The 13,521-nt window shown below is 64.0% G+C and carries 13 protein-coding genes; 11 read left to right on the top strand and 2 right to left on the bottom strand.

Annotated features, from left to right (window positions below; translation table 11 throughout):
- Nucleotides 1–41: 41 nt before the first annotated feature.
- Together CAF53_RS04250 and CAF53_RS04245 are read right to left on the bottom strand one after the other, a co-directional pair.
- Complete coding sequence (locus CAF53_RS04250; protein ID WP_046764927.1) at nucleotides 42–170, bottom strand: entericidin A/B family lipoprotein; 129 nt, start codon at nucleotides 168–170, stop codon at nucleotides 42–44.
- 374 nt (nucleotides 171–544) lie between these two features.
- The gene (locus CAF53_RS04245) at nucleotides 545–1,522 is read right to left on the bottom strand and encodes a cell wall hydrolase (RefSeq protein WP_100237422.1); all 978 of its coding nucleotides are present in this window, start codon (nucleotides 1,520–1,522) and stop codon (nucleotides 545–547) included.
- A 166-nt stretch (nucleotides 1,523–1,688) separates the two neighbouring features.
- Between CAF53_RS04245 and CAF53_RS04240 the strand changes: the two genes are divergently transcribed.
- The 11 genes from CAF53_RS04240 (at nucleotide 1,689) to murD (ending at nucleotide 13,509) form a co-directional block, all read left to right on the top strand.
- Nucleotides 1,689–2,684, top strand: coding sequence for a cysteine synthase A (locus tag CAF53_RS04240; RefSeq protein WP_100238687.1), 996 nt, complete (start codon nucleotides 1,689–1,691; stop codon nucleotides 2,682–2,684).
- Between the two features lie 42 nt (nucleotides 2,685–2,726).
- Entirely contained in the window at nucleotides 2,727–3,032 is a 306-nt protein-coding gene (locus CAF53_RS04235) for a hypothetical protein (protein ID WP_100237421.1), read from the top strand.
- A 43-nt stretch (nucleotides 3,033–3,075) separates the two neighbouring features.
- Complete coding sequence (locus CAF53_RS04230; protein ID WP_242443382.1) at nucleotides 3,076–4,308, top strand: hypothetical protein; 1,233 nt, start codon at nucleotides 3,076–3,078, stop codon at nucleotides 4,306–4,308.
- Nucleotides 4,309–4,491: 183 nt separating this feature from the next.
- A complete protein-coding gene (locus tag CAF53_RS04225) occupies nucleotides 4,492–4,989 on the top strand; it encodes a division/cell wall cluster transcriptional repressor MraZ (RefSeq protein ID WP_046764739.1) in 498 nt (165 codons plus the stop codon).
- The gene (gene rsmH / locus CAF53_RS04220; RefSeq protein WP_100237420.1) at nucleotides 4,986–5,939 is read left to right on the top strand and encodes a 16S rRNA (cytosine(1402)-N(4))-methyltransferase RsmH; all 954 of its coding nucleotides are present in this window, start codon (nucleotides 4,986–4,988) and stop codon (nucleotides 5,937–5,939) included. The genes CAF53_RS04225 and rsmH overlap by 4 nt, the downstream gene beginning before the upstream one ends.
- Entirely contained in the window at nucleotides 5,936–6,589 is a 654-nt protein-coding gene (locus CAF53_RS04215) for a colicin transporter (RefSeq protein ID WP_046764737.1), read from the top strand. Before rsmH ends, CAF53_RS04215 begins: the two co-directional genes overlap by 4 nt.
- 1 nt (nucleotide 6,590) lies before the next feature.
- Nucleotides 6,591–8,291, top strand: a complete 1,701-nt coding sequence (locus tag CAF53_RS04210) for a penicillin-binding protein 2 (protein ID WP_046764736.1) — start codon at nucleotides 6,591–6,593, stop codon at nucleotides 8,289–8,291.
- Between the two features lies 1 nt (nucleotide 8,292).
- Entirely contained in the window at nucleotides 8,293–9,735 is a 1,443-nt protein-coding gene (locus CAF53_RS04205) for a UDP-N-acetylmuramoyl-L-alanyl-D-glutamate--2,6-diaminopimelate ligase (RefSeq protein ID WP_100237419.1), read from the top strand.
- A complete protein-coding gene (gene murF / locus CAF53_RS04200; RefSeq protein WP_100237418.1) occupies nucleotides 9,732–11,108 on the top strand; it encodes a UDP-N-acetylmuramoyl-tripeptide--D-alanyl-D-alanine ligase in 1,377 nt (458 codons plus the stop codon). Before CAF53_RS04205 ends, murF begins: the two co-directional genes overlap by 4 nt.
- On the top strand, nucleotides 11,108–12,181 hold the full coding sequence (gene mraY / locus CAF53_RS04195) for a phospho-N-acetylmuramoyl-pentapeptide-transferase (protein WP_046764733.1): 1,074 nt from the start codon (nucleotides 11,108–11,110) through the stop codon (nucleotides 12,179–12,181). Before murF ends, mraY begins: the two co-directional genes overlap by 1 nt.
- A 5-nt stretch (nucleotides 12,182–12,186) precedes the next feature.
- Nucleotides 12,187–13,509, top strand: coding sequence for a UDP-N-acetylmuramoyl-L-alanine--D-glutamate ligase (gene murD / locus CAF53_RS04190; protein WP_100237417.1), 1,323 nt, complete (start codon nucleotides 12,187–12,189; stop codon nucleotides 13,507–13,509).
- Nucleotides 13,510–13,521: the final 12 nt, after the last annotated feature.

Raw genomic sequence — 13,521 nt, 5'->3', positions numbered from 1 at the left:
AAAAGCTCGCCGGGGAAGGCGAGCTTTTTCTTCGGGCGCAATCAGTTGGCGGCGTTTTCGACCGCCTGGCCTGCGCTTTGCACGTCCTTGCCGGCGCCTTCCACCGTGTTGCAGGCCGCCACCATCAGCGAACCGGTCAGCAACAGCGTGGCTAGAATCTTCCTGGTCATCATCGTCTCCTTTTTCAGAGCCTTTGTCTTCAACGCCTCAACCGGACTTTCGCCGGTGACCAGGGAACAACCCACCGTCCGGAAAAGCGTTCCGAAACCGAAAATATCTCTGATTTCCGTGAGATAGGCCCAAAAAATTCTGAGCCCGGAACGCGTCGGGGGGGGGAGATGCGTTCCGGGCTCATGTTTTTTTGGATAGCAAGAGCGGGGGGCAAAAGATTTGCTATCCACTGTGCAGAACTATCGGTGTGAGGATAAGGTTCCACTGCTTCCGAAAAATGGCCGGATTTTTATATCCTTATTTTTCAGCATCTTGCATGGTAATTGCGGCGTTAACTGTAAAATATTCCGTCGATCCGCAAAAAAAGGCGCCTTCAGATCAGCGGACGCCCGCTGTTGCGATATTCGGGCCGGATCGTCGACTGAGGAAGAGCGGTTTCCGCAGCAGGAAACGGAGAAGCGCTTGCCGCGACGGATGCGGGCGTTTCCGGGCGAAGCGAGGCGGGCAGCCCGATCGCCGGGTCGAATGGCGTGGACTTGATCGGCCAGGCGGTACGGGAGGGCCCCGATAGGGTTTCCCGCCCCGAATAGGAGATACGGAACGCGGCGGCTGTACCGGCGATACCGGGCGGGCGATAGAAGATATGCGCGCCGATCACAGCGACGGGACGCATCGCCGCAGCCCAATCCGGACGGACCGCAAGCGTGTGATAGTAGGTGGCAAGGCCGACAGGCTTGTAGACGAGGCCGGAAAGAGCCTGGGCGGCAATGTGGCGCGCACGCGCCCAGTCCTGGGCGTTGGCCATGCGCGCCATGGAGCCGTCGCAACTGAAGGTGAATTGGCAGCGATAATCAGTACGTTCCGACCCCTGATAGACGACGCCGCACACGCTTTTCGGCCAGGCGGGGTGGCGCACGCGGTTCAGCACCACCTGCGCCACGGCGCGCTGGCCATCTTCCGGCTCGCTTCCAGCCTCATAATAGATGGCCGAGGTCAGGCAATTAAGCGCTCGATAGCTGTCCAGCGCGGTCAGGCCGCGAAATGCGATGGCGGGGGCCGCCTGCACGGTGTCGAGGCCCAGCACATGCTCGCTGTCGAGCGAGGCTGCGCCGGGAGCGGAATCAAAAGCACCTTGCGCGAAGAAGAAGGCCGATCCGGGAAAATTCTCGCCCGCTTGTTCGGCGGGATCGTCCTGGGTTTCCGACGCGGCGAGCAGGTCGAGCGGCGCAGCGGTGATCAGGCGAGGCGCGGCAAGCGCAACCAGCGCCAGCGCTGCGACCGCGCCATGCCTTGCCCATTTTCCGCCGCTCGCCAACTGACCATTTCTCCAAGAGAATCCATGCCTTGGCATTGACCATAAGGGAAAAGCTTAGCCATTTCCTCTCGCGATTCCGGCCTGTTCCGATCTGGGACGAAGGGTGGTGGAAAGGTTAAGGATATAGGAGACAAACGGGACTTTCGCGCGCGCATCATTCCCTTGCTTGGCAAGGCCGCCTTTGGTCCGCTATGCGGAAGCCATGCTGGTTCAGAAAGATAGCCTCGCCCTGATTGGCAACACGCCGATGGTGCGCCTCACCGGTCCCTCGCAAGAGACGGGCTGTGATATCTACGCGAAATGCGAATTCGCCAATCCCGGCGCCTCCGTGAAGGATCGCGCGGCGCTGTTCATCGTCAACGATGCCGAGGAAAAGGGGCAGCTCAAGCCCGGCGGCACCATTGTCGAAGGGACGGCGGGCAATACCGGCATCGGTCTGGCGCTGGTCGCCAATGCCAAGGGGTACAAGTCGATCATCGTCATGCCCGAGACGCAGAGCCGGGAGAAGATGGATACGCTTCGCGCTCTGGGTGCGGAACTGGTGACGGTGCCGGCGGCGCCCTATTCCAATCCCGGCCATTTCGTGCACACCTCGCGGCGGCTGGCGGAGGAGACAGAGGGCGCGATCTGGGCCAACCAGTTCGACAATATCGCCAACCGCAAGGCGCATATCATCGGCACCGCCGAGGAAATCTGGACCCAGATGGACGGGCAGATCGACGGTTTCACCTGCGCGGCGGGGACCGGCGGAACGATCGCCGGCGTCGGGCTTGGCCTGAAGGCGCATGACGAGAATATCATCATTGCGCTCAGCGATCCCCATGGCGCGGCGCTTTACAATTATTATGCCCATGGCGAGTTGAAGGCGGAAGGGTCTTCGGTGGCCGAGGGCATTGGACAAGGCCGCATCACCGCCAATCTGGAGGGTGCGCCGATCGATACCCAGTTCCGCATTTCCGATGAGGAAGGGCTGCTGTGGGTCAGGCGTCTGCTGGCTGAGGAAGGGCTATGCCTGGGCCTGTCGTCGGGCATCAATGTCGCGGGCGCGGTGGCGCTGGCGAAGCAGCTTGGGCCGGGCAAGCGGATCGTCACGATTTTGTGTGATACGGGTTTCCGTTATCTTTCAACGCTCTACAATCGCGAATGGCTGGAATCGAAGGGCTTGACTGTCTTCCCCTGGCTCGCGCACACTCGGTGATCGCCGATACGGGTCTCGGCAGTAAAAGAAAAAGAGCGCTTCATGGCTGAAACACCCCGCCAACAGGAAGGGTTGCAGCGTGTCCAGATCGGCCTCACCGGGCTGGCGGGCGTGGTGTTGCTCGTGGGTCTGGCGAATATCGTGATCGACAAGGCGCGGATCGATGATCCAGCCGCGCCGCCGCCGACCGTGCCGACATTGGACGTGAATGCCGTGGCGCCCAAGGAGCCGCTGGCGGAACTGGGTGTGCAGCCCGCGCCGGAACAGGCACCGATCGTGCCGGATCTGCAACCGGACCCGAATCTCAAGAAACCCATGGATCGCGAGATTCCGCCGGCTTCGCGCTGAACGGTCGGGACAGGCTTTGGGGGCAGGGCTTCGGACATTGGTGATGCTCTGGCTGCCGGGCGTGCTGGTGCTGCTTGGCGGACTGCCGGGGTTGCTGGCGACCGGGCAGGTCGATCCGCGCGGGTGGATGCTGACGGCTTTGCTGCTGGCGCCGGTTGCAGCCTGGTTGGTGGTGCGCCGGGGGGTGGGCGCGGCCTTTTGGGCGAGCGCGGGTGCGACTGGGATGATATTGTGTTGCGCCTTTCTGGCGGCATGGCGAGTGCCTGCGGTCGAGCCGGTACTGTGGTTTCTGAGCGTGGCGCTACTCGCGACCCTGGCGGGGCTTTGGTTGGCCCACCGTCATATTCCGGCTTTCGCAGGAGCGCGGCGGGCCATGGGGATAGGGTGCGCCCTGATCGCACTCGCGGCTTGGTCGTTTGCCAAGGAGCCGCCCTTGAAACCCTTCCCCGGAAAACGGCCGGAACTGGCCGTTATCACTGGTCTTCCGTTGTTCTGGCGCGAAGGCGAAAAGGGATTGGCGGCCAAGGCCGATGCTCCGATCATCACTATTCTGCGCCAGCGTTTCGAGGTGGAGCCGGTCGATAGTCCGCTGGGTTTGGGCAAAGCAAAGCGGTTGCTGCTTGCCCAACCGCGTGCCTTTTCGATGAATGAGCTGGTCGCGCTTCATGGTTGGATCAGCGGGGGCGGGACGGCATTGATCCTTGCCGATCCGCAATTGCGCTGGCCGCTCGTACTGCCTTTGGGGGATCGGCGCCGGCCTCCCTCCGTGACCCTGTTGTCCGCCATGATAGAGGTGTTGGGGGTGAAACTGCTTCCCGACGCGGACGCAGGGGAGGTGCGTCACTTTCTGGGCGATGGGCGGATGCTGACCCTCTACGCCGCTTCAGTTCTCGGGAAAGCCTCTCCCGATTGCCGCATCATAGAGGGCAGGCGGGTGGCGCGCTGTGTGGTGGGAAGGGGAAGCGCGACCATCGTCGCTGATGCCGACCTCATCGACGACCGCCTGTGGCTCGCCGATCCCAGCGCGCCGCTCGACCCCGCGCAATGGACCGCCGACACACCGCAATTCGTCGCGCAGCTGTTGGGCCAGCCGCTACCCGAAGGACGGCGCTGGGTGCGCACGGGAGATGCCCTGGTCGGAGCGGTGCGCTGGGCGGTTCTGGTCGGGTTTTTCTGGGCGGCGTTGGGAACGGTGCTGTTCGGGCCATGGAATGGGGCTCGTTTCAGCCTTGCGCGACCACGTCTGGCCCGGCAAGAACCCGAAAAGGGAGATTAAATACCAGAACAAAACAGGATTTCCCGGTTTCTCCCAAAATATCCCTTTTCTTGAACCCTGTGGCTTGGTATTCAATGGCCATAGGGGTTTGTCAGGCTTTGCTAGTCCTGTTGCCCGGGTCGCGATGGCGTATCCGGACGGCGACGGCCTGCGCCCGCGAACCAAAGGGGCAGCAGTCCAAAAGTGTCGGAAGTCATTCTCTTTACGGGCAACGCGTTCAGCGTCGCGGACGGCAAAGGCCGGTTCGTGCTGCCCTTGGAGATGCGCCGGCAGGTCAAGCTCTCCAGCGGCAATGAAACCAAGCTGTTTCTCTCGGTCCATGGCGGCAACCCCTGCGCCACGGGTTTTGGGGAATCGCACCGCCGCTATCTGTTCGAGGAGGTCGAGGAACTGGCCCGCGAAGCGCGCGCTGCTGGCCGCGACTATAATGCCGACCTGGAACTGGAACGTCGCCTCGGAACCATCGAGGAGGTGAATTTCGACGAGGGCGGCCGTTTCGCCATGCATCCCGATATCAAGGATGAATATGGCATAACCGATGCCGTCTTCTTCTACGGCGTGGGTCGCTACATCCAGATCTGGAGGCCCGAAACGCTGGTCGACTCTAAGGATCGGCCCGAACTGATCCGCAACAAGGTCCGCCGCTGGCTGGACCAGCGCGACTCGGGAGGGGGCAAGTGAGCGCCTCTTCCGATCATGATCGCCACATTCCGGTGCTCATCGACGAAGTGCTCGACGCCCTCGCCATCAACCCCGGCGAGGTCCATGTCGACGGCACGTTCGGTGCGGGCGGCTATAGCAGCGCGATGGCGGCCAAGGGCGCGAAGGTCTTTGCCTTCGACCGCGATCCCGATGCGATCCGGGAAGGGCAGGCGCTGGCCGACGCCAATGGCATCACTCTGATCGCGGGCGAATTTTCGCGAATGGAAGCCTTGCTGGCGGAGCGTGGCGTGACCTCGGTTGCGGGTGTGACGCTGGACATCGGCGTGTCCTCGATGCAGCTCGACCGGCCGGAGCGGGGCTTTTCCTTCCAGTCGGACGGCCCGCTCGACATGACGATGAGCCAGAGCGGAATGAATGCCGCCGATTTCCTCAACACTGCCGCCGAGCAGGAAATCGCCGACGTCCTCTACCTCTATGGCGAGGAGCCGCGCTCGCGCCGGGTGGCGAAGGCCATCGTCGAGGCGCGTCCGCTGGAGCGTACGGCGCAGTTGGCGAGCATCGTGCGCCGGGCGTTGGGCCACAAACCGCATGACAAGAAGGACCCGGCCACCCGGACATTCCAGGCGATCCGCATCCATGTGAACCGCGAGCTGGAGGAACTGGAGCGCGGGCTGGAGGCCGCTGAGGCCATTTTGGAGGAAGGCGGCCGTCTGGCAGTCGTGACCTTCCACAGCCTTGAGGACCGCATCGTCAAGCAGTTCCTGCGCAAGCGGAGCGGCGGGGAAGGAGGCGGCTCGCGCCATCTGCCGGAAAAGAAGGCGGGCGATGCGCCCACTTTCGAAAAGCCCGCCAAGGCGGTGCGGCCCGGAGAGGCGGAACTGTCCCGCAACCTCCGGGCCCGATCCGCCACGCTACGCAGCGCCATCCGTACTTCCGCCCCAGTTTCTCCCCGGAGTGTCCGTCCATGATCGCGGTCAAGAGATTGCAGAGCCTGATCTGGATCCTGCTCGTCGCACTGGGGGCGCTGGGGGCCTATATGGTGTCGCTGAAGGTCGCGACCGAGCGCAACGAACTGATGAAGGTGCGCGTGCAGATCGCACGGGCAAAGGCCGATATCCGCTATCTGGAGACCGAGTTCAGCGCCCGCGCCAACATGCGCCAGTTGGAGCGCTGGAATCAGGACGATTTCATGTATGCGACGCCGACCGCCCAACAATATCTGGCGGGCGAGCGCGCTCTGGCGCATCTGGACGGCGTGCAGCCCAATGGTCCGGACTATGTCGCGCCGCCGGTGATGGTGGCGATGGTGCAGACGCCCGCCGACCTGCCCTCGGCCCCCCAGGCTGTCCCGGCCAGCCCGGCCGCGACGCAGATTCGCAGCGACATCGCCGTGATCCGCGAGGCCCATGCGGCGGATAATGTCGACAAGATCGCCAAGGCCGTGCCGGTCAGGACGCCCAAGGAAAAGGCGAAGGACGACGCCGATACCTCGAAGCCCAATCCTGTCGCCCGCCGCGCGGAGCGGATGGCAATGTTGGACGCCAAGTTGCTGGATGACAGCACCATGGGCGATCTGACGGCGCAGGCGAAGCGCGAGCGCCGCAAGGGGGATCGTTGAAATGGCGACGATCATCGTCCAGCCGGGAGGAGCGAGAGCGGGCAAGCAGCGCGTCGACCTGACCGCGATCGCGCATAATCGGCTGATGTTGCTGCTGATCCTGTTCATGCTGATCACCGGCGTGGTGATCCTGCGTCTGACCTGGGTCGGGATTTTTGCGGGCGGCGGGCGTGGCGGCGACGTCATGGCGGGTCTGCCCGCGCGCGCCGATATCGTCGACCGCAACGGCGTGCCTTTGGCGCGGACCATGGACGCCTATTCCATCGCCGTGCGGCCTTCCAAGCTGATCAGCGATCCTTCCGACCTTGCCCGCAAGCTGCACGAAATCTTTCCCGATGAGCCGGAAGCGGCTTTCCTCAAGAAGCTGACCGGCAAGGGCTGGGCCTATCTGCGCCGCCGCGCGCTGCCCGAGGAAGTTGCGGCGGTGAACGCGCTGGGCGAGATCGGCATCGAATTTCCGCGCGAGAAGGAAAGGCTCTACCCGCAGCGCACCCTGGCGGCGCATATTCTGGGCTTTGCGCCCAATGCCGACGGCAAGGGCGGCATGGGGGTCGAGGCCGCGTTCAACGACCGCCTGACCAATCCGGCCCTGCGCGGACAACCCTTCGCCATGTCGATCGACAGCCGGGTGCAGGGCGCGCTGGAAAGCGAGCTTTATGCGCAGTTGGTGCAGACCAGGGCCAAGGGCGCGGGCGGCGTGATCCTGGACGTGAATAGCGGCGAAGTGATCGCCATGGCCTCGATCCCCGTCTTCGATCCCAACAAGCTGCAAAATTATGCGGGCAAGACCTGCAGCGAATCGCCGCTCTGCAACCATATGGTGCAGGCGCGCTATGAGCTCGGTTCTGCCTTCAAGCCACTGTCGATCGGCGCGGCGATGGATCGGGGGGTCGTGACCTCCATGTCCAAGACCTATGATGCGACGGCGCCGCTCGCCATTGCCGGTTTCCGGATCAAGGACGACCATCCGCTCGGCCGCTGGATCAACGTGCCGGAGATATTGGTGCACAGCTCCAACATCGGCACGGCGCGCATCGCTGACCAGATGGGCGCGGAGCCTTTGCAGCATCTTTTCCGGGAGTTGCACTTCGACCAGCGCGCGCCGATCGAACTGAACGAACGCGCCGGGACGCTCTGGCCTGCCAATTGGGGGCGCATCACCACGCTCACCGTTTCCTATGGCCATGGCATCGCCGTAACGCCTTTGCATCTCGCTTCGGCTTATGCGGCGCTCGTGAATGGCGGCCTGTGGCGGCCCGCTACGCTGCGCAAATTGCGGGCCGATGAGGTGCCGGAGGGACGCCGTGTCTTCTCCGCCGCGACCAGCGCGCGGATGCGGCAACTGTTGCGCATGATCGTCGCGGCGGGTACAGGACGCAGCGCCGACGCCAAGGGATACCGGGTGGGCGGCAAGACGGGTTCGGCCGAAAAACCACAAGAGGGCCGCTATAACAAGACTTCGCTGGTGACGACTTTCGCTTCTGCCTTCCCGATGGACAATCCGCGCTATGTGGTCCTCGTCACCATGGACGAGGCGACGGGCCAATATGGCCTGCGCACGGCGGCCTGGACCGCAGCGCCTGTCGTGAAACGGGTGGTGGAGCGCACCGGGCCGATGCTGGGCGTGCTGCCCGACGAGCGGCGCGATGTCGATATTTCCGACCTCATGCCGTTGCTGCACGGCGACAAGGAGAAAGAATAGGATGCGCCTCGGGTCGCTTGTCGAGGGGCTGGATGCAAAGCCCGACACGCAGGCATCGCTAGATGTGCCGGTGTCGGGCTTTGCGATCGATAACCGGAAGGTTGCGCCGGGCACCGTGTTCGGGGCCTTCCAGGGCATGCGGGTGAATGGCGAGGATTATATTCCCGCCGCCGTGCAGGCCGGGGCCGTGGCGGTCGTCGCTCGGCCGGAGGTGAGGGTCGAGGGCGCGATCCATATCGCGTCCGACAATCCGCGCCGGCTCTTTGCGCAGTTGGCGGCGCGTTATTTTGCGCCCTTCCCCGATGTGACCGTTGCCGTCACCGGGACCAACGGCAAGACATCCACGGTGGAACTGGCGCGCCAGCTTTGGCGGATGCTGGGGCATCATTCGGCCTCGATCGGTACGCTGGGCGTCACCACCTCGGTCGATCAGGTGTCGACGGGGCTGACCACGCCGGACATCGTGACCTTTCTGTCCAACATGGCGGGTCTCAAGCGCGAGGGCATCACCCATGCCGCGTTCGAGGCGTCGAGCCACGGTCTGGCGCAGTATCGCACCGAAGGCCTGCCGGTGTCGGCGGCGGCCTTCACCAACCTGTCGCGCGATCATCTCGATTATCATGGCGACATGGACAGCTATTTCGAGGCCAAGATGCGGCTGTTCGACGAGGTGGTCGCTCCGCAAGGCACGGCGGTCGTCTGGGCCGATGACGCATGGTCGGGCAAGGTACTCCAGCGGGCTACGAAGCGGGGGCTTCGTGTGCTGAGCGTCGGGGTGCAGGGGCAGGCATTGCGCCTTGCCAACCGCACCCCGACCCAGTTGGGCCAGACGTTGGAGGTCGAGGTTGAGGGTAAGCTCTACAAGGTCAATCTGCCGCTGATCGGTGCCTATCAGGCTGCCAATGCGCTGACCGCCGCCGATCTGGTGATCGCAGGCGGCGAGGATGTCGCCAGGGTGTTGGAACTGCTCGGCCGGGTGCAACCGGTGCGCGGGCGCCTGGAACGGGCGGTGATCACCCGCGCGGGCGCGCCGGTCTATGTCGACTATGCGCATACGCCCGATGGTCTTCGTGCCGCGATCGAGGCTCTGCGGCCGCATACGCGTGGGCGCCTGATCGCGCTGTTCGGCGCGGGCGGGGATCGCGATGCGGGCAAGCGCCCGCAAATGGGCAAGGTTGCCGCCGAACTGGCCGACCATGTGATCGTGACCGATGATAATCCGCGTTCGGAAGAGCCTTCCTCCATACGCGCGGCGGTCATGGCGGGCGCGCCGGGGGCGGAGGAAATCGGCGGGCGTCGCGCCGCCATTGCCGCCGCCATTGCGCAGGCGGGGGCGGATGATATCGTGCTGCTCGCGGGCAAGGGGCATGAGCAGGGGCAGATCATAGGCGACCGTGTGCTGCCTTTCGACGATGTGACCGTGGCGCGGGAATGTGCCGGATGAGCGCGCTCTGGACCTCCGAGGAGATCGCGCAGGCAACAGGGGGCGTCGCATCGGCGCCCTTCGCCGTTTCTGGCGTGGCGTTCGACAGCCGGGAGGTGACGGACGGCGACTTGTTCGTCGCGATGAAGGGGGAGGCGACGGACGGCCATCGCTTCGTCGACAAGGCCTTCGGCCAGGGTGCGGCGGGCGCTATCGTCAGTGAGCCGATCGCCCAGCCCCATATATTGGTGCAGGACAGCGCGCAGGCGCTGGAGGCGATGGGTCGGGCCTCGCGGGCACGGATGCAGGGCAAGGTGGTCGGTGTCACCGGCTCTGTCGGCAAGACCGGCACCAAGGAAGCGCTGTTCCTTGCGCTGGACCGGATTTGTCCCGGCGAGGTGCATCGATCGGTCAAGAGTTACAACAATCACGTCGGTGTGCCGCTCAGTCTGTCGCGCATGCCGCGTGATGCGGCCTATGGCGTGTTCGAAATGGGCATGAACCATGCTGGCGAACTGGCCGCGCTGACCCGGCAGGTCCGGCCGCATGTCGCCATCGTCACCGCCATCGCACCCGCCCATATCGAATTCTTCGGCACCGAGGAGAAGATAGCGCAGGCCAAGGCGGAGATTTTCGAAGGCCTGGAACCCGGTGGCACGGCGATCATCCCTTATGACAGCCCGCATGTTGCGACGCTCTACGCCAAGGCCGAGCAGCATGCGGCCCGTATCCTGACCTTCGGCTTCGATCCGGCTGCCGATGTCCGCGCCCGCGACATGGTTCCGGCTGAGGGTGGCGGCACGCTGGTCACGGCGACGCTGCCGGGCGTGGAACTGTGCTTCACCGTCGGCGCGCCGGGCGAGCATTGGGTATCCAACGCGCTGGCGGTACTGGCGGCGGTGGAGGTGCTGGGTGGCGATCTGGCGGCGGCTGGTCTTGCATTGGCGGAGATGCCGGGGCTGCCCGGCCGTGGCGAGCGGCGCATAGTGCCGGTCCAGGGCGGTGAGGCGCTGCTGATCGATGAAAGCTATAATGCCAATCCGCTGAGCATGGCTGCTACGCTCAAGCAATTGGGCCAGGAACAGGCCAAGCGCCGCGTCGCCGTGCTGGGGGGGATGCGCGAACTGGGCGACCGCAGCCGGGAATTGCATGCCGGGCTGGTCGAGCCGCTGACGGCGGGAGCAGTGGATTATGCCATCCTCGTGGGCGATGAAATGCAGCCTCTGGCGGAAACGCTGAAAGGCGTGATGGCCTTCGACCATGTGCCGGATACGGCGAAGGCGACCCATCTCTTGCAAAGTGAAATACGCGCGGGCGACGCGATTCTGGTGAAAGGCTCGAACGGTATCGGCCTGTCGCGTCTGGTCGCCGCGCTACAGGAAGCGAAGAACTGATGCTCTACTGGCTTGCCCAGACCATGGATTTCGCGGGTGTGTTCAACCTCATTCGCTATTTGAGCTTTCGCGCCGGCGCCGCGATCGCGACCGCGCTGATCATCGGCCTTGTCATAGGCCCGCGTTTCATCGGCTGGCTGCGGGTGCGGCAGGGCAAGGGGCAGCCGATCCGTGACGACGGCCCCCAGACGCACCTCGCCAAGCGCGGCACGCCGACGATGGGCGGACTGATGATCCTGACTTCGGTCATGTCGTCCGTGTTGCTGTGGATGGACCTGTCGTCCATCTATGTCTGGGCCTGTCTGTTCGTGACCTTGGGCTTTGGCGCGATCGGCTTCCTGGACGATTATGACAAGGTAACGAAGGCCAGTCACAAGGGGCTTTCGGGCAAGATGCGCCTTGCCTTCGAATTCCTGATCGCGGGTTTCGCGGCGTGGTTGATCGTCAACCAGCATGGCAATACCGCGCTCTACCTGCCCTTCTACAATGGGCCCGCCATCGAACTGGGGCCGTTCTACTTCCTCTTCGCTGCCTTCGTGATCGTGGCGTTCGGCAACGCGGTGAACCTGACCGATGGGCTGGACGGCCTCGCCACCATGCCGGTCATCATCGCCTGCATGGCGTTCATGGCGATCGTCTATCTGGTCGGGCGTGCGGACTTCGCCCATTATCTGGGCATTCCGCATGTACCGGGGGCAGGCAATCTCACCATCCTGTGCGGCGCGATCATCGGCGCGGGCCTCGCGTTCCTCTGGTTCAACGCGCCGCCCGCCGCCGTGTTCATGGGCGATACCGGAAGCCTCGCATTGGGCGGCACCATCGGCGTGATCGCCGTCACTGCGCATCATGAGATCGTGCTGGGCGTGATCGGCGGGCTGTTCGTGGTCGAGGCCATGTCGGTCATCATCCAGGTCTTCTTCTACAAGCGCACCGGTAAGCGCGTATTCAAGATGGCGCCGATCCATCATCATTTCGAGCAACTGGGTTGGGCCGAGCCGACCGTGGTGATCCGTTTCTGGATTATTTCCTTCGTGCTGGCGCTGGCCGGTCTTGCCACGCTGAAGCTGCGGTGAGCGCCATGGGGATCGTTTCGGACGTCTTCGCGGGCAAGAAATATGCGGTGTTGGGGCTGGCGCGGTCGGGGCTGGCGACGGTCGATTGCCTTGCGGCGAGCGGCGCTGAGGTTGTCGCCTGGGATGGCCGCGAAGAAGCCCGCGCCGTCGTCGCGGGCAAGGCGGAACTGGCCGATCCGACGGAAATCGATCTCAAGGGTTTTGATGGCGTGGTCGTGTCGCCTGGCGTGCCGCTCAACAAGCATCCCATCGCCATGCATGCGAAGCTGGCGGGCGTGCCGGTCATCGGCGACATCGAATTGTTCGCGCTGGCCCGGCCCGCGCTGCCCAAGCATCGCGTAGTCGGCATCACCGGCACCAACGGCAAATCCACCACCACCGCGCTGGTTCATCATATCATTGAGACGGCGGGCATCCCGACGCGGATGGGCGGCAATATCGGGCTGCCTATTTTGGGGCAGGCTCCGCTGCCGGAAGGCGGCGTCTATGTGCTGGAACTGTCCAGTTATCAGATCGACCTGACGCAGAGCCTGGATTGCGACGTGGCGGTGCTGCTCAACATCACGCCGGACCATCTGGATCGCTATAATGGTTTTGAGGGCTATATGGCGTCCAAGGCGCGGCTGTTTGAAATGCAGTCGATGGGGCACCGCGCGATTATTGCGGCCGAAGATAATCCGAGCCGCTCCATACTTGCTGCGGTCTGCGAGCATCGTGGCGGCGGAGAAGATGTGGTTGAGGTTTTGTCCTCGTTCATTGATCCCGTGGAGCAGCATAGCTGGCCCTCACTCCAAGGGCCGCATAATGCCCAAAACGCTGCCGTCGCTATGGTAACGGCTGCTGCACTCGGTATCGATCCGACTACGATCAAGGCCGCCTTGGCGACCTATGCCAGCCTGCCGCACCGGATGCAGCGGGTGCGGGAATTGCACGGCGTCCTCTATGTCAACGACAGCAAGGCGACCAACGCTGCCTCGACCGCGCCGGCGCTTGCCGCCTATCCGCCGGTCGATGGCCGCAAGCGGCTGCACTGGATCGTCGGCGGCCTTGCCAAGACGGACAATCTGGACGAGTGCGTGCCCTGGTTCGGCAATGTCGCACAGGCCTATACCATCGGTGAAGCGGGGCCTATGTTCGCTGAACTGTTGCGTCCCTCTATGGCGGTGGATGACTCAGAGATGCTATCGGCCGCCGTTCGCCGCGCGGCGCGGGTGGCCCAGCCGGGGGACGTGGTTCTGTTGTCGCCCGCCTGTGCGAGTTTCGATCAGTTCCGTGACTTCGAGGCGAGGGGTGATGCCTTCGCCGCCGCCGTCGCTGCACTGGAATAGAGGGGCAAGCTG

It is taken from the genome of Sphingobium sp. LB126 (genome assembly GCF_002795205.1).
Taxonomy (GTDB): Bacteria; Pseudomonadota; Alphaproteobacteria; order Sphingomonadales; family Sphingomonadaceae; genus Sphingobium; species Sphingobium chungbukense.
Note: the sequence above shows the minus strand (reverse complement) of the source record. Positions and strands in the feature narration are given on the sequence as shown.

Bases quoted from the DNA above. Each gene is read 5' to 3' on its own strand.
- CAF53_RS04250 (WP_046764927.1), bottom strand. From the start codon at position 170: ATGACCAGGAAGATTCTAGCCACGCTGTTGCTGACCGGTTCGCTGATG.
- CAF53_RS04245 (WP_100237422.1), bottom strand. From the start codon at position 1,522: ATGCCAAGGCATGGATTCTCTTGGAGAAATGGTCAGTTGGCGAGCGGC.
- CAF53_RS04240 (WP_100238687.1), top strand. From the start codon at position 1,689: ATGCTGGTTCAGAAAGATAGCCTCGCCCTGATTGGCAACACGCCGATG.
- CAF53_RS04235 (WP_100237421.1), top strand. From the start codon at position 2,727: ATGGCTGAAACACCCCGCCAACAGGAAGGGTTGCAGCGTGTCCAGATC.
- CAF53_RS04230 (WP_242443382.1), top strand. From the start codon at position 3,076: ATGCTCTGGCTGCCGGGCGTGCTGGTGCTGCTTGGCGGACTGCCGGGG.
- CAF53_RS04215 (WP_046764737.1), top strand. From the start codon at position 5,936: ATGATCGCGGTCAAGAGATTGCAGAGCCTGATCTGGATCCTGCTCGTC.
- CAF53_RS04210 (WP_046764736.1), top strand. From the start codon at position 6,591: ATGGCGACGATCATCGTCCAGCCGGGAGGAGCGAGAGCGGGCAAGCAG.
- CAF53_RS04205 (WP_100237419.1), top strand. From the start codon at position 8,293: ATGCGCCTCGGGTCGCTTGTCGAGGGGCTGGATGCAAAGCCCGACACG.
- murF (WP_100237418.1), top strand. From the start codon at position 9,732: ATGAGCGCGCTCTGGACCTCCGAGGAGATCGCGCAGGCAACAGGGGGC.
- mraY (WP_046764733.1), top strand. From the start codon at position 11,108: ATGCTCTACTGGCTTGCCCAGACCATGGATTTCGCGGGTGTGTTCAAC.
- murD (WP_100237417.1), top strand. From the start codon at position 12,187: ATGGGGATCGTTTCGGACGTCTTCGCGGGCAAGAAATATGCGGTGTTG.